At 63.2% G+C, this 21,787-nt stretch carries 21 protein-coding genes and 2 tRNA genes; 3 read left to right on the forward strand and 20 right to left on the reverse strand.

Annotation, left to right across the window (positions count from 1 at the left end; genetic code table 11):
- Positions 1–13: 13 nt before the first annotated feature.
- The 8 genes from rimP to ftsH all read right to left on the reverse strand — a co-directional run bounded on the left by rimP (position 14) and on the right by ftsH (position 6,193).
- Entirely contained in the window at positions 14–472 is a 459-nt protein-coding gene (gene rimP / locus C722_RS0111420; protein ID WP_007162650.1) for a ribosome maturation factor RimP, read from the reverse strand.
- Positions 473–599: 127 nt separating this feature from the next.
- Positions 600–676: transfer RNA gene (locus tag C722_RS0111425), tRNA-Met, on the reverse strand.
- An 85-nt stretch (positions 677–761) separates the two neighbouring features.
- Positions 762–847: transfer RNA gene (locus tag C722_RS0111430), tRNA-Leu, on the reverse strand.
- A gap of 16 nt (positions 848–863) precedes the next feature.
- Entirely contained in the window at positions 864–1,244 is a 381-nt protein-coding gene (gene secG, locus C722_RS0111435) for a preprotein translocase subunit SecG (RefSeq protein ID WP_017640623.1), read from the reverse strand.
- A complete protein-coding gene (gene tpiA / locus C722_RS0111440) occupies positions 1,244–2,002 on the reverse strand; it encodes a triose-phosphate isomerase (protein ID WP_026083792.1) in 759 nt (252 codons plus the stop codon). Before tpiA ends, secG begins: the two co-directional genes overlap by 1 nt.
- Before the next feature lie 66 nt (positions 2,003–2,068).
- On the reverse strand, positions 2,069–3,406 hold the full coding sequence (gene glmM, locus C722_RS0111445) for a phosphoglucosamine mutase (RefSeq protein WP_017640625.1): 1,338 nt from the start codon (positions 3,404–3,406) through the stop codon (positions 2,069–2,071).
- Positions 3,406–4,269 (reverse strand): dihydropteroate synthase, encoded by an 864-nt coding sequence (gene folP / locus C722_RS0111450; RefSeq protein WP_026083793.1) that lies wholly within the window; start codon positions 4,267–4,269, stop codon positions 3,406–3,408. The genes glmM and folP overlap by 1 nt, the downstream gene beginning before the upstream one ends.
- A gap of 7 nt (positions 4,270–4,276) precedes the next feature.
- A complete protein-coding gene (ftsH, locus tag C722_RS0111455; protein ID WP_017640627.1) occupies positions 4,277–6,193 on the reverse strand; it encodes an ATP-dependent zinc metalloprotease FtsH in 1,917 nt (638 codons plus the stop codon).
- Between the two features lie 619 nt (positions 6,194–6,812).
- Between ftsH and yhbY the strand changes: the two genes are divergently transcribed.
- Positions 6,813–7,124: a ribosome assembly RNA-binding protein YhbY gene (gene yhbY / locus C722_RS0111460; protein ID WP_017640628.1), complete on the forward strand. Its 312-nt coding sequence runs from the start codon at positions 6,813–6,815 to the stop codon at positions 7,122–7,124.
- Here the strand turns inward: yhbY and C722_RS0111465 are convergent.
- The 9 genes from C722_RS0111465 to grpE all read right to left on the reverse strand — a co-directional run bounded on the left by C722_RS0111465 (position 7,112) and on the right by grpE (position 17,945).
- Positions 7,112–7,513 (reverse strand): hypothetical protein, encoded by a 402-nt coding sequence (locus tag C722_RS0111465; protein WP_017640629.1) that lies wholly within the window; start codon positions 7,511–7,513, stop codon positions 7,112–7,114. The genes yhbY and C722_RS0111465 overlap by 13 nt on opposite strands.
- A gap of 28 nt (positions 7,514–7,541) precedes the next feature.
- Positions 7,542–8,018, reverse strand: a complete 477-nt coding sequence (gene greA / locus C722_RS0111470) for a transcription elongation factor GreA (RefSeq protein WP_017640630.1) — start codon at positions 8,016–8,018, stop codon at positions 7,542–7,544.
- Positions 8,015–11,236 (reverse strand): carbamoyl-phosphate synthase large subunit, encoded by a 3,222-nt coding sequence (carB, locus tag C722_RS0111475; RefSeq protein WP_017640631.1) that lies wholly within the window; start codon positions 11,234–11,236, stop codon positions 8,015–8,017. The genes greA and carB overlap by 4 nt, the downstream gene beginning before the upstream one ends.
- Before the next feature lie 21 nt (positions 11,237–11,257).
- Complete coding sequence (gene leuE / locus C722_RS0111480; protein WP_007162660.1) at positions 11,258–11,914, reverse strand: leucine efflux protein LeuE; 657 nt, start codon at positions 11,912–11,914, stop codon at positions 11,258–11,260.
- 21 nt (positions 11,915–11,935) lie between these two features.
- Positions 11,936–13,072 (reverse strand): glutamine-hydrolyzing carbamoyl-phosphate synthase small subunit, encoded by a 1,137-nt coding sequence (gene carA / locus C722_RS0111485; protein WP_017640632.1) that lies wholly within the window; start codon positions 13,070–13,072, stop codon positions 11,936–11,938.
- A 176-nt stretch (positions 13,073–13,248) separates the two neighbouring features.
- On the reverse strand, positions 13,249–14,055 hold the full coding sequence (gene dapB, locus C722_RS0111490; protein ID WP_026083794.1) for a 4-hydroxy-tetrahydrodipicolinate reductase: 807 nt from the start codon (positions 14,053–14,055) through the stop codon (positions 13,249–13,251).
- Positions 14,056–14,109: 54 nt separating this feature from the next.
- Positions 14,110–15,243, reverse strand: coding sequence for a molecular chaperone DnaJ (gene dnaJ, locus C722_RS0111495; RefSeq protein ID WP_007162663.1), 1,134 nt, complete (start codon positions 15,241–15,243; stop codon positions 14,110–14,112).
- A gap of 113 nt (positions 15,244–15,356) precedes the next feature.
- Positions 15,357–17,285 carry a molecular chaperone DnaK gene (dnaK, locus tag C722_RS0111500; RefSeq protein ID WP_017640634.1) on the reverse strand — a complete coding sequence of 643 codons (1,929 nt, stop codon included), beginning with the start codon at positions 17,283–17,285 and terminating at the stop codon, positions 15,357–15,359.
- A gap of 93 nt (positions 17,286–17,378) precedes the next feature.
- Positions 17,379–17,945 carry a nucleotide exchange factor GrpE gene (gene grpE / locus C722_RS0111505; RefSeq protein ID WP_017640635.1) on the reverse strand — a complete coding sequence of 189 codons (567 nt, stop codon included), beginning with the start codon at positions 17,943–17,945 and terminating at the stop codon, positions 17,379–17,381.
- A gap of 167 nt (positions 17,946–18,112) precedes the next feature.
- On the opposite strand from grpE, the gene recN reads away from it, so the two are divergent.
- The gene (gene recN / locus C722_RS0111510; protein WP_017640636.1) at positions 18,113–19,780 is read left to right on the forward strand and encodes a DNA repair protein RecN; all 1,668 of its coding nucleotides are present in this window, start codon (positions 18,113–18,115) and stop codon (positions 19,778–19,780) included.
- A 63-nt stretch (positions 19,781–19,843) separates the two neighbouring features.
- Here the strand turns inward: recN and fur are convergent, their stop codons facing one another.
- Complete coding sequence (fur, locus tag C722_RS0111515) at positions 19,844–20,248, reverse strand: ferric iron uptake transcriptional regulator (RefSeq protein WP_007162667.1); 405 nt, start codon at positions 20,246–20,248, stop codon at positions 19,844–19,846.
- A gap of 94 nt (positions 20,249–20,342) precedes the next feature.
- On the opposite strand from fur, the gene C722_RS0111520 reads away from it, so the two are divergent.
- Positions 20,343–20,879, forward strand: a complete 537-nt coding sequence (locus tag C722_RS0111520; RefSeq protein WP_017640637.1) for an outer membrane protein assembly factor BamE — start codon at positions 20,343–20,345, stop codon at positions 20,877–20,879.
- Between the two features lie 7 nt (positions 20,880–20,886).
- Here C722_RS0111520 and C722_RS0111525 read toward each other — a convergent pair whose 3' ends face one another.
- Positions 20,887–21,192: an RnfH family protein gene (locus C722_RS0111525; RefSeq protein ID WP_017640638.1), complete on the reverse strand. Its 306-nt coding sequence runs from the start codon at positions 21,190–21,192 to the stop codon at positions 20,887–20,889.
- Positions 21,185–21,619, reverse strand: a complete 435-nt coding sequence (locus tag C722_RS0111530) for a type II toxin-antitoxin system RatA family toxin (RefSeq protein WP_017640639.1) — start codon at positions 21,617–21,619, stop codon at positions 21,185–21,187. The genes C722_RS0111525 and C722_RS0111530 overlap by 8 nt, the downstream gene beginning before the upstream one ends.
- Positions 21,620–21,787: the final 168 nt, after the last annotated feature.

Consider the following 21,787-nt stretch of genomic DNA (forward strand, 5'->3'; position numbering starts at 1 on the left):
TCTCGCGCTCAAATCACTCGAAACGGGGAACGACGTTGGCCTTGTCGATCATCTCGATGGGCAGCAGATACTCATGCTCGTCCACCTGCACCACGACGTCCTGGTCTTCCACACCGCGCAGCAAACCCTGGAAATTACGTCGCCCTTCGAAGGGCGACCGAAGTTTGACCTTGACCTGTTCACCCGCATGGGCAGCAAATTGCTCCAGCGTGAACAGCGGTCTATCCATACCGGGGGAAGACACCTCGAGGGTGTATTCATTGGTGATCGGATCTTCCACATCGAGTACGCCACTTACCTGGCGACTGACAGCCTCGCAGTCTTCAACGAGAATGCCATTGGGATGATCGATGTAGACACGCAGTAGCGAATGCCGCCCTTGGGAGATGTACTCGACACCCCAGCAGACATAGCCAAGCGCCTCGACGACGGGGGCCAGCAAGGCCTGCAACTGTTCTAGCTTGCTCGACACCTGGTTGCCTCGCGTTTTTTGAGAATAAAAAATGGGCATTACGCCCATCCCTAAGAGGTCTGCGCAAGAAAGCGCGACCCGAACTGTCCAGCCAACAAAAAGCCCCTATAAAGGGGCTTTAAATAACTGGTTGCGGGGGCTGGATTTGAACCAACGACCTTCGGGTTATGAGCCCGACGAGCTACCAGACTGCTCCACCCCGCGTCAAAGCTGGAGCGAGATTATATTCAACTGAACTCTAGGAGTCAACCTACTCTCTCGCCGCGTCCTGCAGGACGTCTTTGCTATTTGGTGCCGAAGATGGGACTCGAACCCATACAGCCTGTGGCCACTACCCCCTCAAGATAGCGTGTCTACCAATTCCACCACTTCGGCATGAAACCTTTGAAACCTACTTGGACTCCTGGGGCACGTCCCCGGAAGTACCACCCTGGGCAGCGCGGGGCTGACTCAGGGGAACATCGTTACCATCCTGCTTCGGCTGAGGAGCCTGCTGGACCGGCTGAGTGGGTAAACCCACCTCACGCAGACCCAGCGCACGGTCTTTGGCGAAATACGCCAGACCCAGGCTAGTCGCGAAAAAAACCGCGGCTAGTATAGCAGTAAAGCGACTCAGAAAGGTAGCAGAACCTTGACTACCAAACACGGTACCCGAGGCGCCCGCACCAAAGGATGCACCGGCTTCGGCACCCTTGCCCTGCTGCATCAATACCAGCACGATCAGGCCAAGCGCCATCAGCAAGTGGATCACGACAACTGCAGTTTCCAACATTATCCACGTCCTGCAGCGCGGCAAATCGCACTGAACTCTTCAGCATTCAGGGAGGCCCCACCCACTAGCCCCCCATCGATATCCGGCATGCCGAACAACTCGGCAGCATTGGCAGCCTTGACACTGCCGCCATACAACAGCTGAAGGCCTTCAGCGACCCCAGCATCAGCTTCGCGCACCAGGGCGCGAATCGCCGCATGAATCTCTTGCGCCTGCTCCGGCGTCGCCGTCAGCCCGGTACCTATCGCCCAAACCGGCTCGTAGGCCACTACAGCCTTGGCGAAAGCCGCGACCCCAACTGCGTCGATGACCGCCTTCAGCTGGCCACCCACCACATCCAGAGTACGCTCGGCCTCCCGCTCTTCACGGGTTTCGCCGACACAGAGCACGGGAATCATCCCGCCCTCCTGGATGGCCGCGAATTTCTTCGCCACCACCACATCATCCTCGCCCAGCAGAGCACGCCGCTCGGAGTGCCCCACCAGTACGTAACGGCAACCGAATTCTGCCAACTGGGTCGAGGATACCTCGCCAGTCAGAGCCTTCTCGCCCGCGACGGGAGCACAGGTCTGGGCCCCCACCATCAGCGACGTTGCCGCCAGCGCTTCAGCCACCCCCGGCAGATGCACCAATGTCGGAATCACCACGACATCGACACCCGCTGCGTCATCCAACCCTTTCAAGCCTGCGACCAGCGCCGACACGCCTTGCAGCGAGCCATGCATTTTCCAGTTACCGGCAACCAGGGAACGACGCATGCGTTTTACCTCAGGGAGCGAAGTGGGCGCAGATCTTACTCAATCGAAAACCGGCATGCAAGCAAATCAAGCACATACCTCGGTTATCAACTGAGCGAGCGCCTCGGCATGGGCCCGCACCTCACGCTCGTTCTCGCCTTCGACCATGACCCGCAGCAACGGCTCGGTACCGGATTTGCGCAGGAGCACCCGCCCCTTGCCGGCCATCTTCTCGGTGACCTCGGCACTGGCCTGCTTGACCCGCGGATTCTCCAAGGGATCCTGGCCGCCGCCGAACCTCACGTTGATCAGCACCTGCGGGCACTTGCGTAGCGCCATGCGCGCCTGGGCCAGGGTCTGACCGGCATTGCGCAGAGCGATCAGCACCTGCAGGGCGGCGATGGTGGCGTCACCAGTGGTGGTGTACTGGCAGCAGACCACGTGCCCGGAATTCTCGCCACCCAGCACCCAGTTGCGTTCCAAGAGTTCGGCCATCACATAGCGATCGCCTACCTTGGCGCGCACGAAGGGAATCTCCAGCTCCGCCAGTCCCAGCTCGAGACCGAGATTGCTCATCAGGGTACCGACCACCCCACCCTCGAGGCGACCACGACGCTTGAGATCGCGGGCGATCAGATAGAGCAGCTCATCGCCATCCACTGCCGCTCCAGTGTGATCCACCATCAGCACCCGATCACCGTCGCCGTCGAAGGCGATACCGAGATCGGCGTGCTGGTCGAGCACCGCCTGCTGCAGCCCCTCGAGGTGAGTGGAGCCACAGTCCTTGTTGATGTTGAGCCCGTCCGGCTGCACCCCCAGCACGCTGACATCGGCGCCGAGTTCGCGGAAGACACTGGGCGCGATCTTGTAGGTGGCGCCATTGGCGCAATCGAGCACGATCTTCAGGCCGGCGAAACTGGTCCCGGTCGACACGCTGCTCTTGCAGAACTCGATGTAGCGACCGGCCGCATCATTGATGCGCGAGACCTTGCCGATACGCGCCGAATCCACCACGGTCATGGGCGTATCAAGCAGCTCCTCGATCATGGTTTCGAGCTCATCGGGCAGCTTGGTGCCGGCGCCGGAAAAGAACTTGATGCCATTGTCGTAGTAGGGATTGTGTGACGCACTGATGACGATGCCGGCACTGGCCTGGAAGGTCCGCGTCAGGTAGGCGATCCCAGGGGTTGGCATGGGACCGAGCAACATGACGTCGGCACCGGCAGCGGACAGCCCGGCTTCCAGAGCCGACTCGAACATGTAGCCCGAGTTGCGGGTGTCCTTGCCGACCAGCACCCGACAACCGCCGCGACTGCGAAAGGCAATGCCCGCCGCCCAGCCCAGCTTGAGCATGAAATCCGGGGTGATGGGATAGGTGCCGACCTTGCCGCGAATGCCATCGGTTCCAAAATACTTTCTTGCCATCAGTTTTGTTCCTGCCTGAAGCCTTCGACCGCGGTGATCATCTTCACCACGTCCACCGTTTCCGCCACATCATGGACCCTGAGGATCTGCGCGCCCTTGGCCAGCGCCAGGGCCGCCAGGGCCAGACCGCCCGCCAGGCGCCCCTCCACAGGCCGCCCGGTGACCGCGCCGATCATGCTCTTGCGCGAGACGCCCACCAGCAAGGGTAGCCCAAAGGCGAGCAACTCGGCTTGTCGCTTGAACAGTTCGAGATTGTGCTCGAGGGTCTTGGCGAAGCCGTACCCCGGATCAAGCACCAGCCGCTCGCGTGCGATACCAGCCGCTTCGCAGCGCCTGACCTGCTCGGCCAGAAAAGCACCTACCTCGCCTGCGACATCGGTATAGACGGGCGCCTGCTGCATGGTGCTGGGCTCCCCCTGCATGTGCATCAGGCAGATCGCCAGATCGCTCGCGGCAGCCGCCTCAAGAGCGCCAGGACGCCGCAGCGAGCGCACATCATTGATCAGGCCGGCACCGGCCAGAGCGCCTGCGCGCATGACCGCTGGCGCGGAGGTATCCAGAGAAATAACGACATCCAACTCCCGAGCGATCGCCTGAACCACCGGAATTACTCGATCGAGCTCTTGAGCCTCGGATACCGCTGGGGCCCCTGGCCGTGTGGACTCACCCCCTACATCGATGATGGCCGCACCAGCCGCCACCATTGCTTCCGCATGACGCAGGGCACTTTCCACTGCCGTGTAACGGCCGCCATCGGAAAAGGAGTCGGGAGTGACGTTGAGGATGCCCATGACCTTGGGCGCGTCAAAAACAAGGACCCGATTGCCGCAAGGCAATCGGGTCGAAGGAAACGGATTGAACATGGGTGTTTCAGTGTTCTCCGGCTGGACCACCGATGGGGGTTTCCGGACGATCGCTACCACTCTGGGGCGCTGGGGCATCACCGGTAGGACCACCACGGTCATGCCAATCACGCGGCTCGCGCGGGACCTTGCCGGCCATGATGTCGTCGATCTGATCGGAGTCGATGGTCTCGTACTTCATCAAGGCATCGGCCATGAGCTCGAGCTTGTCGCGGTTCTCGTCCAGTAGCCGCTTGGCGGTGCCATAGCAGTCATCGATGATCCGGCGAATTTCTAGGTCGATCTGCTTGGCGGTTTCGCCCGACATGTTGCCGGCGCCACCACCACCCGAGCGACCCAGGTAGCCTTCGTTCTCTTCCTCGCCATACAGCAACGGACCGAGCTTCTCGGACAGACCCCACTTGGTCACCATGTTCCGCGCCAGCGAAGTCGCTCGCATGATGTCATTGGAGGCACCCGTGGTAACGCCTTCGAAACCCAGGGTCATCTCCTCGGCGATACGGCCACCGAACAGCGAGCAGATCTGGCTTTCCAGTGCCCGCTTGGACAGGCTGTAGCGATCTTCCTCGGGGAGGAACATGGTCACGCCCAGGGCCCGACCACGGGGAATGATGGAAACCTTGTAGACCGGATCGTGCTCGGGCACCAGACGACCGACGATGGCGTGACCCGCTTCGTGGTAGGCCGTGTTGCGCTTCTCCTTCTCGGACATGACCATGGTCTTGCGCTCGGCGCCCATCATGATCTTGTCCTTGGCCAGCTCGAACTCGCGCATGTCGACAGTGCGCTTGTTGGCACGGGCGGCGAACAGCGATGCTTCGTTGACCAGGTTGGCGAGGTCAGCACCGGAGAAACCCGGGGTACCACGCGCGATGACACCGGCATCGACGCGCTCGCCGACCGGCACCTTGCGCATGTGCACCTTGAGGATCTGCTCGCGACCACGGATGTCCGGCAAGCCGACCACCACCTGGCGGTCGAAACGACCAGGGCGCAGCAGCGCCGGGTCCAGGACATCGGGACGGTTGGTGGCGGCGATGACGATGATGCCATCGTTCATCTCGAAGCCGTCCATCTCGACCAGCAACTGGTTCAGGGTCTGCTCACGCTCGTCGTGCCCACCACCCATGCCGTTGCCGCGATGACGACCGACCGCATCGATCTCGTCGATGAAGATGATGCAGGGAGCGTGCTTCTTGGCCTGGTCGAACATGTCGCGGACACGGCTGGCGCCGACACCCACGAACATCTCGACGAAGTCCGAACCGGAGATGGTGAAGAACGGCACCTTGGCCTCACCCGCCACGGCCTTGGCCAGCAGCGTCTTGCCGGTACCCGGCGAACCGACCATCAGCACACCACGGGGAATGCGGCCACCCAGGCGCTGGAACTTGCCCGGATCACGGAGGAACTCGACCAGCTCGGTGACCTCTTCCTTGGCTTCGTCGCAACCGGCGACGTCGGCAAAGGTGGTCTTGACCTGGTCTTCCGACAGCAGGCGCGCCTTGCTCTTGCCAAAGCTCATGGGGCCGCCGCGACCGCCGGCACCTCCCTGCATCTGGCGCATGAAGAACATGAAGACAGCGATGATCACCAGGATGGGGAAGCTGGCCACCAGCAGCTGAGTCCAGATGCTCTGCTGCTCGGGCTGCTTGCCAGTGATGGTGACGCTGTTGTTGACCAGATCGCCGATCAGGCCATTGTCCTGGATCGCCGGACGGATGGTCTTGAAGGGATCGCCATCACGATGCTTGCCGGTGATGACATAGCCATCCACGGTCACGCTCTCGATCTGCCCGTCCTTCACCTGCTGGATGAAGTCGGAGTAGTTGAGCGTCTGGGGTTCGTTGGGGCTGGAGAAGTTGTTCATCACGGTGACGAGCACCGCGGCGATGATCAGCCACAGGATCAGATTCTTTGCCATGTCGTTCAATTGACTACCCTCTGCGCCGGTTTCGTGGGTAAACCGTTCGAAGCGAAACCGGCAGTGACCGGTAAGTTACTACACAAAGCCTGGCCCACGGCAGACATCGTCTGTAACGCTATATGAGTCTTCTGCCTTTGACTCTAGGGCAAGGCAGACGTTGCGGCCATCAATTCTCTCAATTGCCCCTAAAACCGCGACCCAATAGATACTGCTGGCGCGATCTGGTCCCGCGACGCGGAAGGCGGCGCCTGAGCCTCTGCCCGCAGGACTCAACCGCCCTGAAACAGGCGGCAGCTTCCTAGCAGCAGAGCACCCTGGAGCAGCCCAACGCACTCAGCTCGCTCATATGGGGGCCAAGTCGGAAATAACAAGGTCTCTTGGCAAGCACTTGATAGCTTGCTAAGCGGAGGGTCAACGCCGGCATCCTGCCGGCGTTCTCTCAGCCTTCGGAGTCTTCAGCATCCCTATCCTTTCAGGCTGACTCGACGCTACGCCTGTCGAGGTGCTCCTTGAGCGGATAAGGCAGGTTCCACCGGGCTAATGGCAAGTTGTCGCGTATCGCTGGGCGGCACCGGGCAGCTGGGATAAACTGTTCGGCTTTTATCTGGGGTGAATTATGGCGCTCAACAACGAGCTTAAAAAGCGGTTCAAGGCGATCGGTCATCAACTCAAGCCGGTGGTCACCATCAGCGAGAACGGCCTGAGCGAAGGCGTGCTGGGCGAGCTCGACCGCGCACTGAACGATCATGAATTGATCAAGATCAAGCTGGCCGTCACCGAGCGCGAAGACCGTCGCGCCCTGATCGATGAGCTGTGCGCGTCGAGCAAGGCCGAGCTGGTGCAGGTGATCGGCAAGATGGCGCTGATCTATCGCAAGGCTCGCGAGCAGAACCGCAACCTGTCCAATGTGGTGCGCTATACCGTCTGATTGCCCGGCGCGCGCCCGGGAACGGGCTGCAGCACCAAGATCAGACCGCAGAGCAGCAGGACCAGGTAGCCGGCCAGAGCGGTCGGCCCGACCCAGAAGCGCGCCAGTTCGTTTTGCAGCAGCACGGCGAGTGCGCTGGCCAGCAGCAGCTGGCCACGCAGGTCACGCCACAAGGCGCTCACACCCGCCCACCACACCAGCACCACGATCTGGGTAAAGACCCCACCGCCTGCGGCGCTGAGCATCATGCGCAGCAATTCTTCGCGCCCGGACTGGATCAGCAGGGGCGCCCAGCCCGCCTGGGCGAGCGCCACGGGGATGCACAGGTGCAGGGCGACCAGCGGGCCGACCCAGAACACCTGGGCCAGCTGCCAGGCTGCGGCGAGCAACCTGGCGAGCCAGCCGCCGGTGCGAGGATCAGAGGTGACGGACGGCGACAATTTCGTATTCGACATTGCCGCCCGGGGTCTTCACCAGCACCACGTCGCCTTCTTCCTTGCCGATCAGGGCACGGGCGATGGGCGAACCCACCGACAGCTTGCTCTGCTTGATGTCCGCCTCGTCGTCACCGACGATCTGGTAGGTCACCGTCTCGTCGGTTTCGGTGTTGGCGATCTCCACCGTGGTGCCGAAGATCACCTTGCCGGTGTGCGGCAGGGCGGCCACGTCGATCACCTGAGCATTCTGCAGGCGGCCTTCGATGTCGCGGATACGGGCCTCGACCATGCCCTGCTGTTCGCGAGCAGCGTGGTATTCGGCGTTCTCCTTGAGATCGCCCAGCTCGCGCGCCTCGGCGATGGCCTGGGTGATCTGCGGGCGCAGTTCGGTCTTGAGGTGCTTGAGCTCCTCTTCCAGGGCGCGAGCGCCTTGGACGGTCATCGGGTACTTGGTCATGCCTTCACTCCTGCATGCAGATCTTGCAGCCGGCGCACGGTCTTTTCGGCGCCGAATTTCAAAGCTTCGCAAATGGCCTGGCCGCCGGCAATGGTGGTGGTGCAGCAGAGCTTGTGCTGCAGGGCGTTGCGGCGGATCGAATAGGAATCGGCGATGGACTGCCGGCCTTCGGTGGTGTTGATGATCAGGGTGACTTCGTCGTTCTTGATCATGTCGACCACATGGGGGCGACCCTCGGTGACCTTGTTCACGCGACGCACCGGCAGACCGGCCGCCTCGATCACCCGTGCGGTACCGGCGGTGGCCACGACCTCGAAGCCGAGGCCGACCAGATCGCGGGCGACCTGCACGGCTTCGGGCTTGTCGTCGTCACGCACGCTGATGAAGGCGCAACCGGAATTCGGCAGGATCTCGTTGGCACCCAACTGAGCCTTGGCGAAGGCTTCGCCGAAGCTGTCGCCGACCCCCATCACCTCGCCAGTGGACTTCATCTCCGGGCCGAGGATGGGGTCGACACCGGGGAACTTGTTGAAGGGGAACACCGCTTCCTTGACGCTGAAGAAGGGCGGGATGATCTCCTGGGTGAAGCCCACCTCGGCCAGGGTCTTGCCGGCCATGACCCGGGCGGCCACCTTGGCCAGGGATTCACCGATGCACTTGGAGACGAAGGGCACCGTACGGGAGGCGCGCGGGTTGACCTCGATGACGTAGATGTCTTCGCCCTGCACGGCCATCTGCACGTTCATCAGACCGACCACGCCGAGTTCCAGGGCCATCTTCTTGACCTGCTCGCGGATCTCGTCCTGGATGTGCTTGGGCAGCGAATAGGGCGGCAGCGAGCAGGCGGAGTCGCCGGAGTGTACGCCGGCCTGTTCGATGTGCTGCATGATGGCGCCGATCACCACGGTCTTGCCGTCGCACACCGCATCCACATCCACCTCGATGGCGCAGTTGAGGAAGTGGTCGAGCAGCACGGGGCTATCGTTGGACACCTTCACCGCTTCGCGCATGTAGCGCTTGAGTTCTTCTTCCTGGTAGACGATCTCCATCGCCCGGCCGCCCAGCACGTAGGAGGGGCGCACCACCATCGGGTAGCCGATGTTCTTGGACAGGGCCAGGGCCTCGTCTTCGCTGCGCGCGGTGGCGTTGGCCGGCTGCCGCAGATTCAGGCGCTGGACCATCTGCTGGAAGCGCTCGCGGTCTTCGGCGCGATCGATGGCGTCGGGGCTGGTGCCGATGATGGGCACGCCGGCCTCTTCCAGGGCCCGGCAGAGCTTGAGCGGGGTCTGGCCGCCGTACTGGACGATGACGCCCTTGGGCTGCTCGACGCGAACGATCTCCAGCACGTCCTCCAGGGTCACCGGTTCGAAGAACAGGCGGTCTGAGGTGTCGTAGTCGGTAGAGACGGTTTCCGGGTTGCAGTTGACCATGATGGTCTCGTAGCCGTCTTCACGCATGGCCAGGGCCGCGTGCACGCAGCAGTAGTCGAACTCGATGCCCTGGCCGATGCGGTTGGGACCGCCGCCCAGGATCATGATCTTGTCGCGACCGCTGGGCTTGGCCTCGCACTCTTCCTCGTAGGTGGAATAGAGGTAGGCGGTGTCGGTGGCGAATTCGGCGGCACAGGTGTCCACCCGCTTGTACACCGGCAGCACCTTGAGCTTGTGGCGATGGGCCCGCAGGTTCTTCTCGGTGACGCCGAGCAGCTTGGCCAGGCGCGCATCGGAGAAGCCCTTGCGCTTGAGCTTGCGCATCAGGTCGTAGTCGAGATCGGCCAGACCCAGGGTCTTGATGCGCTCCTCGTCCTTGATCAGGTCTTCGATCTGCACCAGGAACCAGGGATCGATACGGGTCAGCTCGAAGACCTTGTCCAGGCTATAGCCCTGACGGAAGGCATCGCCGATGAACCAGATGCGATCAGCGCCGGGCACGGTCAGCTCGCGCTTGAGGGTGCTGTCGGCCTCGGGATCGGCCGGATCCAGCTTGGGATCGAAGCCGACCACGCCGACTTCCAGACCGCGCAGGGCTTTCTGCAGGGATTCCTGGAAGGTACGGCCGATGGACATGACCTCGCCCACGGATTTCATCTGGGTGGTCAGACGGGCATCGGCCTTGGGGAATTTCTCGAAGGCGAAACGCGGGATCTTGGTGACCACGTAGTCGATGGCCGGTTCGAAGGACGCCGGGGTACGCCCGCCGGTGATGTCGTTCTGCAGCTCGTCCAGGGTGTAGCCCACCGCCAGTTTGGCGGCGATCTTGGCGATGGGGAAGCCGGTGGCCTTGGAGGCCAGCGCCGAGGAACGCGATACCCGCGGGTTCATCTCGATCACCACCATGCGCCCGGTGTCGGGGCAGATGCCGAACTGGACGTTGGAGCCGCCAGTCTCGACGCCGATCTCGCGCAGCACCGCCAGGGAGGCATTGCGCAGGATCTGGTATTCCTTGTCGGTCAGGGTCTGGGCCGGGGCCACGGTGATGGAGTCACCGGTGTGCACGCCCATGGGATCGAAGTTCTCGATGGAGCAGACGATGATGCAGTTGTCCTTCTTGTCGCGGACCACCTCCATCTCGTATTCCTTCCAGCCGATCAGGGATTCGTCGATCAGCAGCTCGTTGGTCGGCGACAGGTCCAGACCGCGGTTGCAGATCTCCTCGAACTCTTCGCGGTTGTAGGCGATGCCGCCACCGGTGCCGCCCATGGTGAAGCTCGGCCGGATGATGCAGGGGAAGCCGACCTTCTCCAGCACGCCGTAGGCTTCTTCCATGCTGTGGGCGATGCCCGAGACCGGGCAGGCCAGGCCGATGTCCTTCATGGCCTTGTCGAAGCGCGAGCGATCCTCGGCCTTGTCGATGGTGTCGGCGTTGGCACCGATCATCTCGACGCCGAACTTCTCCAGCACGCCATGACGCTCCAGGTCCAGGGCGCAGTTCAGCGCGGTCTGGCCACCCATGGTCGGCAGCAGAGCGTCGGGACGCTCCTTCTCGATGATCTTGGCCACCGTCGCCCACTTGATCGGCTCGATGTAGGTGGCATCGGCCATGGAGGGGTCGGTCATGATGGTGGCCGGATTGGAGTTCACCAGGATGACGCGGAAGCCTTCCTCGCGCAGGGCCTTGCAGGCCTGGGCGCCGGAATAGTCGAACTCGCAGGCCTGGCCGATGACGATGGGGCCGGCCCCGAGGATCAGGATGCTCTTGATGTCTGTACGCTTAGGCATGGGCTTCTCGAATGCAGGTAATCAGGTCAGGGTCGCGGTGGCCAACTTCACACCGAACCCCACGAACAGGGCGCCGACGCCACCGGTGGCGCCCGCGCTGAGGCGACGCCGCTGACGGAACCAGGCCGCCAGGCGAACGCCGCAGAAAATCAGGAACGACAGGTAGCAGAAGCTGATCGCTTCCAGTACCGCGCCCAGCACCAGGAAGGACAGCGCCGGATGGGCGTAACCGGGGTCCACGAACTGGATGAAGAAGGAGACGAAGAACAGGATCGCCTTCGGATTCGACAGACTCAGCAGCAGCGCCTTGCGGAATGGCTGGTGGACGTCTTCGCGCAGGGTCGCCTCGGCCTGGCCCTGGGCCGGACTGCGCCAGGACTTTAGTCCGCCGCGCAACATGCCCCAGCCAAGGTAGAACAGGTAGGCCGCGCCCAGGTATTTGAGGATCTGGAAGAACAGCGGCTCGGCCTTGAGCAGCGAGGCGACGCCCAGGGCCGAGAGCAACATCAGCACGGCATCACCCAGGAACACGGCCGAGGCCGCCTGGTAACCGCTGCGGATGCCGCGCTGGGCGCTGGTAGCAAGCACGAAGAAGGAATTGGGGCCAGGCAACAGGATGACGAACAGGGTCCCGACCACATAGGTCCAGAAGTCGATGACACCCAGATTCGCCAGCATGAGCCTTACCCTCCTCTCGTCTTAGCGGCGCGCGGCCATGGCCTGGATGAACTTGTCGAACAGCGGTGCCACGTCGTGCGGACCAGGGCTCGCCTCGGGGTGACCCTGGAAGCTGAAGGCGACCTTGTCGGTACGCTCGATGCCCTGCAGGGTGCCGTCGAACAGCGACTTGTGGGTGGCCCGCACATTGGCCGGCAGACTAGCCTCGTCCACGGCGAAGCCGTGGTTCTGGCTGGTGATCATCACCACGCCGCTGTCGAGATCCTGCACCGGATGGTTGGCGCCGTGGTGACCGTTGGGCATCTTCACCGTCTTGGCGCCGGAAGCCAGGGCCAGCAGCTGGTGGCCCAGGCAGATGCCGAACACCGGGATCTCGGTTTCCAGAACGTCCTGGATCGCCTTGATGGCGTAGTCGCAGGGCTCGGGATCGCCCGGGCCGTTAGCCAGGAAGATGCCGTCGGGTTGCAGCGCCAGGGCTTCGCTGGCCGGGGTCTGGGCCGGCAGCACGGTGATGCGGCAGCCGCGAGCCACCAGCATGCGCAGGATGTTCAGCTTGACGCCGTAGTCGAAGGCCACCACGTGGTAGGGCAGTTGCTCGGCCGGGATCTCGGCGTGACTGTCGGTTTCCAGCGACCAGACGCTGGAGCGCCACTCGTAGCGCTCCTTGACGCTGACTTCCTTGGCCAGGTCCATGCCCTTGAGGCCAGGGAAGGCGCGAGCCAGTTCCAGGGCGCGCTCTTCGGTAGCGTCTTCGCCAGTGAGGATGCAGCCGTCCTGAGCGCCCTTCTCGCGGAGGATGCGGGTCAGGCGACGGGTGTCGATGCCGGCAATGGCGATGGTGCCGTTTTCCTTGAGATAGTCCGGCAGCGATTGCTTGTTGCGCCAGTTGCTGGCCAGCAGCGGCAGATCACGGATGATCAGCCCGGCGGCCCAGACCTGGGCGGCCTCGCCATCCTGCGGCGTGGTGCCGGTGTTGCCGATGTGCGGATAGGTCAGGGTGACGATCTGCTTCGCATAGGAAGGATCGGTCAGGATTTCCTGGTAGCCGGTCATGGCGGTGTTGAACACCACTTCGCCGACCGTGTGGCCGTCGGCACCGATGGATTCACCGCGAAAGATGCTGCCATCGGCAAGTGCGAGTATGGCTGGCTTAGTCAAGAAGACCTCCGAAAATCAAGCCTTGGCGGGCAAACGCAGGGTGCAAAAAAACGGGATGACATCTCGAAGAGTCATCCCGTTTTAATGTTGTGATTTCATTCTGCGCTAGCTTTTAGTGGATACACTAAAGCTGCATTGTACACGAAATGATCACGCCTTGCACCCCCACGAGCGGGTCAGCGCAACTCCAGCACGTCCTGCATGTCATATAGCGCCGGCTGTTTGTCCTTGAGCCAGAGGGCTGCGCGCACGGCGCCCTTGGCGAAGGTCATGCGGCTGGAGGCCTTGTGGGTGATCTCGACCCGCTCGCCTTCGCTGGCGAACAGCACCGTGTGATCGCCCACCACGTCGCCAGCGCGGACGGTGGCGAAGCCGATGGTCTGGCGATCACGGGCGCCGGTCTGGCCTTCGCGGCCATAGACGGCCACTTCTTCCAGATCGCGACCCAGTGCCTGGGCGACGACCTCGCCCATGCGCAGCGCGGTACCCGAGGGTGCATCGACCTTGTGTCTGTGGTGCGCCTCGATGATCTCGATATCGACCTCGTCACCCAGCACGCGGGCAGCGGTATCCAGCAGCTTGAGGCAGAGATTGACGCCGACGCTGAAGTTGGCGGCGAAGACGATGGGGATTTCCTTGCTGGCTTCCAGCAGGGTCAACTTCTGCTCGGCGGTGAAGCCGGTGGTGCCGATCACCATGGCCTTCTTCGCCTTGCGGCAGAGCGCCAGATTCTGCAGGGTCACGTTGGGGTGGGTGAAGTCGATGAGGACATCGAAATCATCCAGCACCCGCGCCAGGTCACCGGACAGCATCACCCCGTTACGGCCGATGCCGGCGAGTTCGCCCGCGTCGGCACCCACCAGGCTGCTCTCGGGACGATCCACCGCCGCAGTCAGGCCGGCAGCGCCCTGGGTCTGCTGGACCGCTTCGATCAGGGTCTTACCCATGCGCCCTGCGGCGCCCATTACAGCTATACGTCGCATCATCAGCTCCAGGCTGCTGGCCGGGCGCCGCCTCGCGACGACGCCCCTGCCGGTTTAGAGGTCGTCGAAGAAGCGCTTCATGCCGTCGAACCAGCCACTGGCCCGGGGCGAATGGGAGCTGTCGCTCTGCAGGGTGTTGCGGAATTCCTCGAGCAGCTCGCGCTGCCGCCGGCTCAGGTTGACCGGGGTTTCCACCACCACCTTGCACATCAGGTCGCCGGCGCCACCGCCACGCACGGGCGTCACGCCCTTGCCACGCAGGCGGAACATCTTGCCGGTCTGGGTGCCCTCGGGGATCTTCAGCTTGACCCGGCCATCCAGGGTCGGCACTTCCAGCTCGCCACCCAGGGCGGCATCGGTGAAGTTGATCGGCACCTCGCAATAGAGATGCTTGCCGTCGCGCTGGAAGATCGAGTGCTCGCGCACATTGACCACCACGTAGAGGTCGCCGCTGGGGCCACCCAGGGTCCCGGCCTCGCCTTCGCCGGTCAGGCGGATGCGGTCGCCGGTGTCGACGCCCGCCGGCACCTTGACCGACAGGGTCTTCTGCTCTTCCACGCGGCCCTGGCCATGACAGGCGTTGCAGGGCTCGGGAATGATCTTGCCGCTGCCGTGGCAGCGCGGGCAGGTCTGCTGCACCGAGAAGAAGCCCTGCTGCATGCGCACCTGGCCAATACCGCCGCAGGTGGGGCAGGTGGACGCCGAGGTACCTGGCTTGGCGCCATTGCCGTCGCAGACCTTGCACTCGACCAGGGTGGGCACGCGAATGGTGACCGTGGTCCCGCGCACCGCCTCTTCCAGATCCAGGTCCAGGGTGTAGCGCAGGTCGGCGCCGCGCTGCGGACCGCCACGACCACCGGCACCGCCGCGCCCGCCGAAGAAGTCACTAAAGACGTCGCCGAAGATGTCGGAGAAGCTCGCGCCACCGGCCGCACCACCGAAACCGCCGCCGCCCATGCTCGGATCGACGCCAGCATGGCCGTACTGGTCGTAGGCCGAGCGCTTGCCCGCATCGGACAGCACTTCGTAGGCCTCGGCGGCCTCCTTGAACTGCTCCTCGGCAGCAGCGTCCCCCGGATTGCGATCCGGGTGGTATTTCATCGCCAGGCGTCGGTAGGCCTTCTTAAGCTCGGCTTCGCTAGCGCCGCGCTCGACCCCGAGCACCTCATAGTAATCACGTTTGGCCATAGACTTTCTGCACCTTAAATTTTCTCACCCTCCAGACACGCCAACGCGGGAGCAGGCTCCCGCGTAGCGGATCCGACGGGCACGAAGCCCGTCAGGTGCGGTAAGCACGGGGCTTACTTGTTGTCCTTCACTTCCTCGAACTCGGCATCGACCACGTCGTCGCCGGGCTTCTTGGCCTCACCGTCCGCCTTGGCCGAGGCGCCTTCGGCACCCGCGGCAGCGCCCTGCTCGGAGTAGAGCTTCTGGGCCAGCGGCGCGGAGGCCTGGGACAGGGCATTCATCTTGGCTTCGATGGCGTCCTTGTCGTCACCGCGCACGGCGACTTCCAGCTCGCCAATGGCCTTCTCGATGGTGCTCTTCTCTTCGGCCGTGGCCTTGTCGCCTGCCTCGGTCAGCATCTTGCGGGTGCCGTGCACCAGGGCATCACCCTGGTTGCGGGCCGCGGCCAGCTCTTCGAACTTGCGATCCTCGTCGGCATTGGCCTCGGCGTCACGCACCATCTGCTGAATCTCGTCCTCGGACAGACCGGAGGACGCCTTGATGACGATGGACTGTTGCTTGCCGGTGGCCTTGTCCTTGGCGGACACGTTGAGGATACCGTTGGCGTCGATGTCGAAGGTCACCTCGATCTGCGGCACGCCACGGGGCGCCGGCGGGATCTCGGCCAGGTCGAACTTGCCCAGCGACTTGTTCTGCGCGGCCTGCTTGCGCTCGCCCTGCAGCACGTGGATGGTCACGGCGCCCTGGTTGTCGTCGGCGGTGGAGAACACCTGCGACTTCTTGGTCGGGATGGTGGTGTTCTTCTCGATCAGCGCGGTCATCACGCCACCCATGGTCTCGATGCCCAGGGTCAGCGGAGTCACGTCCAGCAGCAGCACGTCCTTGACGTCACCGGCCAGCACGGCGCCCTGGATGGCCGCACCAATGGCGACGGCCTCGTCCGGGTTGACGTCCTTGCGCGCTTCCTTGCCGAAGAAGTCGGCCACACGCTTCTGCACCAGCGGCATGCGGGTCTGACCACCCACCAGGATGACCTCGTGGATGTCGGAGACGTCCAGACCAGAGTCCTTCAGGGCAGTACGGCACGGCTCGATGGTGCGCTCGACCAGCTCTTCCACCAGGGACTCCAACTTGGCGCGGGAGACCTTGACGTTCAGGTGCTTGGGACCGCTGGCATCGGCGGTGATGTACGGCAGATTGACGTCGGTCTGGGTAGCCGAGGACAACTCGATCTTGGCCTTCTCGGCAGCTTCCTTCAGGCGCTGCATGGCCAGCGGGTCACCCTTGAGGTTCATGCCGCTTTCTTTCTTGAATTCCTCGACGAGGTAGTCGATCAGGCGGATGTCGAAGTCTTCGCCACCCAGGAAGGTGTCGCCATTGGTGGCCAGCACCTCGAACTGATGCTCACCATCGACCTCGGCGATCTCGATGACCGACACGTCGAAGGTGCCGCCGCCCAGGTCATAGACGATCACGGTGTGGTCGCCCTTGGCCTTGTCCAGGCCATAGGCCAGAGCCGCCGCGGTGGGCTCGTTGATGATGCGCTTGACGTCCAGACCAGCGATGCGACCGGCATCCTTGGTGGCCTGGCGCTGGCTGTCGTTGAAGTAGGCCGGTACGGTGATGACCGCTTCGGTCACGGCCTCGCCCAGGTAGTCCTCGGCGGTCTTCTTCATCTTCTTCAGGACTTCGGCAGACACCTGCGGCGGCGCCATCTTCTGGCCCTTGGCCTCGACCCAGGCGTCACCGTTGTCGGCCTTGACGATCTTGTAGGGGACCATCTCGATGTCTTTCTGCACGACGTTTTCTTCATAGCGCCGACCGATCAGGCGCTTGACCGCGTACAGGGTGTTCTGCGGATTGGTCACCGCCTGGCGCTTGGCCGGCTGGCCAACCAGGGTCTCGCCATCGTTGGTGTAGGCGATGATGGACGGCGTGGTGCGGGTGCCCTCGGCGTTTTCCAATACCTTGACGTTGCCGTTTTCGAGGATCGCGACGCAGGAGTTGGTCGTCCCCAGGTCGATACCGATGATCTTGCCCATGTAGTCTTCTCCAGAAATCTCAGATTCCGCGCGGCCCGCTCAGGGGGCCTTTGATGTTCGCTTGCCTACCAGATGGGGCCGAGCGAAAGAATTTCAAGCCTTTTCGTCAATGCTCGGCTGCTGCGCTGCAGGGGCCTTGCTGACTACCACCATCGCCGGCCGCAGCAGGCGACCATTGAGCAGATAGCCCTTTTGAAACACCTTGAGTACGCTGCCCGGCTCGGCGGTGGCGCTCTCCTCCATGGCCATGGCCTGGTGGTGTTCGGGATTGAAGGGCGCGCCGTGGGGATCGACGGCCTCGACCTGATAGCGCTTGAGGGTGTCCTGCAGCATCTTCAGGGTCAGTTCCATGCCTTCGCGCATGGGCTTCAAGGTCTCGTCGGTGGCGTTGGACAGCTCCAGGCCCCGCTCCAGGCTGTCGAGCACGGGCAACAGATCGCCAGCGAATTTCTCCAGCGCGAATTTGTGCGCCTTCTCCACGTCCTGCTCAGCGCGACGACGCACGTTCTGCAGCTCGGCGACGCTGCGCAGCGACTGATCCTGGGCTGCGGCGAGCTGCTCTTCGAGCGTGGCGATGCGGGCGGCGACGTCCTCGTGCTGGACGTCACCCTGGGCCGCGGCCTCGTGCTCGGGGTTCTGGGAGTTCTGTTCGTCGGCCATGGGAGTCCTCCTGTGATATTGCCGGTGGGCGCGCCCTCTAATGGACGACGCCTTGATCGATGGCGCCTATATGGGGCCGCCGGCCGGCGCTTCAAGAGCTGTATGGATTGCCAGTGCCCAAGAGGCACTGTATAAACAGCCAGAAAACCGCTTTCGGAGATCGTCGCATGCTGGTGCATCTGTCCGTCCGCAACTACGCCATCGTCGAACACCTCGACCTCGACCTCGAGCGCGGCATGACCGTGATTACCGGCGAAACCGGCGCCGGCAAGTCCATCATGCTCGACGCCCTCGGCCTCACCCTGGGCGATCGCGCCGACAGCGACGCGGTCAGACCCGGCGCCGACAAGGCCGATGTGCTGGCCAGCTTCGATACCACCGATATCCCCGAGGCGCGTCAATGGCTTGCCGAGCGCGACCTGGAACAGGACGGTCCCTGTCTGCTGCGCCGCGTCATCACCCGCGAGGGACGCTCGCGTGGCTATATCAATGGCTCGCCCTGCCCGCTGGCTGATCTCAAGACCCTCGGCGGCCTGCTGATCGACATTCACAACCAGCACGAGCACCAGTCGCTGCTCGGCCTCGACACCCATCGCCGCCTGCTGGACGAGTACGCCGGCGCAGGCGAACTGGTCCGTCAGGTGCAGCTCGCCGCCCAACGCTGGCGCCAGGTGCGCCAGACCCTGGAGCGTCTTACCCGCAATGGCGACGAGCAACGCGCCCGTCATCAGCTGCTCAGCTATCAACTCGAAGAACTCGACAACCTCGCCCTGGCCGAAGGCGAGTTGCAGGCGCTCGAACAGGAGCAGAGCGATCTGGCGAGTGCCGAGCACATCCTGCTGGCCTGCCGCCAGGCCATGGACCTCTGTACCGAAAACGAGCAGGGCAATGCGCTGTCGGCACTCAATGCCAGCGTGGCACGCCTGACCGCCTTCGACCGCCCGCCGGCGCAGATCCAGGAAGCCAGCAACCTGCTCGCCTCGGCCCAGATCCAGATCGAGGAGGCGATGAACGAACTCAATCGCTTCGTCGATCACTTCGAAGCCGACCCGGAGCGCCAGCAGGCCGTCCAGGAGCGCCTCGACAGCGTCTACAGCCTGGCCCGCAAGCATCGGGTCCAGCCCGAAGCTCTGCTGGAGCTGCACGAACAACTGCGCAACGAACTGCAATCCTTGGACGCCGACGACGTCGCCCTGGAGCGTCTGCAGGAAGAACTGGCGGCCTTCGAGCGCCACTACCAAGAGAAGGCCGGCGAACTGAGTCGTTTGCGCGAGCAGCGGGCGCCGGAGCTCGCTGCCGCGGTCGAGACTGAGATGCAGCGCCTGGGGATGCCGGGGGGCCGCTTCAGCATTACCCTCACGCCAGGCAGCACCGGTGAGCCCCAACCGCTGGGCAACGAAGGCGTCGAATTCCGCGTCAGCGCCAACCCGGGCCAACCCCTGCGCCCGCTGGCCAAGGTTGCCTCCGGTGGCGAGCTGTCACGGATCAGCCTGGCCATCCAGGTCATCACCGCCCAAACCTCACGCACGCCCACGCTGGTATTCGACGAGGTAGACGTAGGTATCGGTGGTCCGACCGCCGAGGTGGTCGGCCAACTGCTGCGGCAGCTGGGCGAGCGCGGCCAGGTGCTGACGGTGACCCACCTGCCCCAGGTGGCGGCCCAGGGCCATCAGCACCTGTTCGTGCACAAGGAGCGCGGCACCGACGAGACGCGCACGGCGGTGGCCAAGCTGGACCGCGCACGGCGCGTGGAAGAGGTGGCGCGCATGCTGGGCGGAGTCGACCTGACCCGCGAATCCCTCGCCCATGCCCGCAAACTGGTGGTCAGCCGCTAGAAGCAGGCTACCAACAGACAAGAAAAAGGCGACCTCTGAGTCGCCTTTTTCATATCTGGATCTTCACTTGCGCTGACGGATGTACAGCACCAGATTGTGATCGACCAGCTCGAAACCATGTTCTTCGACGATCTCGCGTTGACGCTTTTCGATCGAGGCATCGGTGAACTCGATGACTTCGCCGGTATCCACATCCACCATGTGATCGTGATGGCCGGTGTCGGCCAGCTCGAATACGGCATGACCGCCATCGAAATTGTGGCGCACCACCAGACCGGCCGCTTCGAACTGGGTGAGAACCCGATAGACCGTTGCCAGCCCCACGTCCTCGCCCGCTTCCATCAGCGCCTTGTAAACGTCTTCAGCGCTCATGTGGCGCTGTTCGGTGGTATCCAGCATCTGCAATATCTTGACGCGCGGCAGGGTCACTTTCAGACCCGCTTTGCGGAGTTCGTTGTTCTCTACCATGCTCTTTCTCGGTGCCGAGTGCTTTCGCAGCCCTCGGGAATACGGGTATGATCGGTGCTTCGTTGCCCAGCAAGATAGTGGAAGTCTCCCACCGATGCAAAACCTCAAGCAAACGCTGACCGGGCTCTCTCTGATGGGCCTAGCCATGCTCGCCGGCTGCTCTCTGCCGGGGGTTTACAAGATCGACATCCAGCAGGGCAACGTCGTCACCCAGGACATGATAGACCAGTTGCGCCCCGGAATGACCCGACAACAAGTCCGGTTTATCATGGGTTCGCCGCTGATCCAGGACACCTTCCATCCAAATCGCTGGGACTATCTGTACAGCCTGCAGGCCGCCGGCGGTCAGCGGAAACAGGAGCGTGTCAGCCTGGTGTTCAATGGCGAAAACCAGCTGAGTGGTCTGGCTGGCGATTTCATGCCCGGTACCAGCCGTGAACAGCAGATCATGGGTACCGATAGCGGCACTACCGTGGATCCCACTGCGCCAGCGCAACCCACTGCCCCTGCAGCAGCGCCGGAAACGCCAGCCGTGCCCGGTTCGACCGAAGACAGCATCCAGAAGGAAATCGACAGCGCGCGGCCAGCCGCCGTACCGACTCCCGAACGCATTCGTACCGACGGCCAGTGATCCCTAGCTAGAGGCCAGCCTTCAACCTGGCCTCTTCCGCACGTCGCTTGCGACTTTCCTTTGGATCCGCGAGCAACGGGCGATAGATCTCCACGCGGTCCCCCTCTCCCAGCCTTCGCGCATCCGGCTTGACGATCAGCTTGCCAAAGATACCGACCCGATAGCCCTCGCGCTGCTCGGGTGGCAGCTGTTCCAGCAACCCCGACGCCAGCACCGCCTGCTCGACAGTGGCACCCTCCTCCACTTGCAGACTCAGCAGCCATTGCCGTTGTGGTAATGCCAGCGCTACTTCGATGGCGAAGCACTCAGCCATAGAGGGCTCGAGCACGCTGGCAGAAGGCATCCACCATGGTATTGGCCGCCTGATTGAACAGCGGCCCCAGGGTCGCGCGCACGATAGCGCTGTCGTATTCGAAGGACAGATCCAGCGAGATCTTGCAGGCCTTGTCCCCCAGCGCCTTGAAGGACCAGACGCCATGCAGCTGCTTGAAGGGACCTTTTTCCAGATCCATGGTGATGGATTCGTCCGGCACCAGGGTATTGCGGGTCGTGAACTGCTGGCTCAGGCCACCCTTGGCTACGGTGAGACCGGCGCGCATCAGGCCTTCGTCCTGCTCCAGGATCTGGGCGGACGAGCACCAGGGTAGGAACTCCGGATAACGGTCCACGTCATTGACCAGCGCATAGAGCGCCGAAGCAGGATAGGGCAGCAACGCCGAACGTTGGATGTGCGTGCTCATCGGAACCTCGTAGAATAGCGAATTCGGTGTCGGACCTTGAATTTGAGGGCGGCGCACGCAATTTACTCCCGCATCAGCCTGCCGCAGTCCAGAACCGCGGTATTGTCCGTGTTTGCTCATACCCGCTCAAGCGCGTGGCGACATTTCCCCCGACTCGCTGTACCCTGG

The organism is Pseudomonas sp. 313, assembly GCF_000316965.1.
Taxonomy (GTDB): Bacteria; Pseudomonadota; Gammaproteobacteria; order Pseudomonadales; family Pseudomonadaceae; genus Chryseomonas; species Chryseomonas benzopyrenica.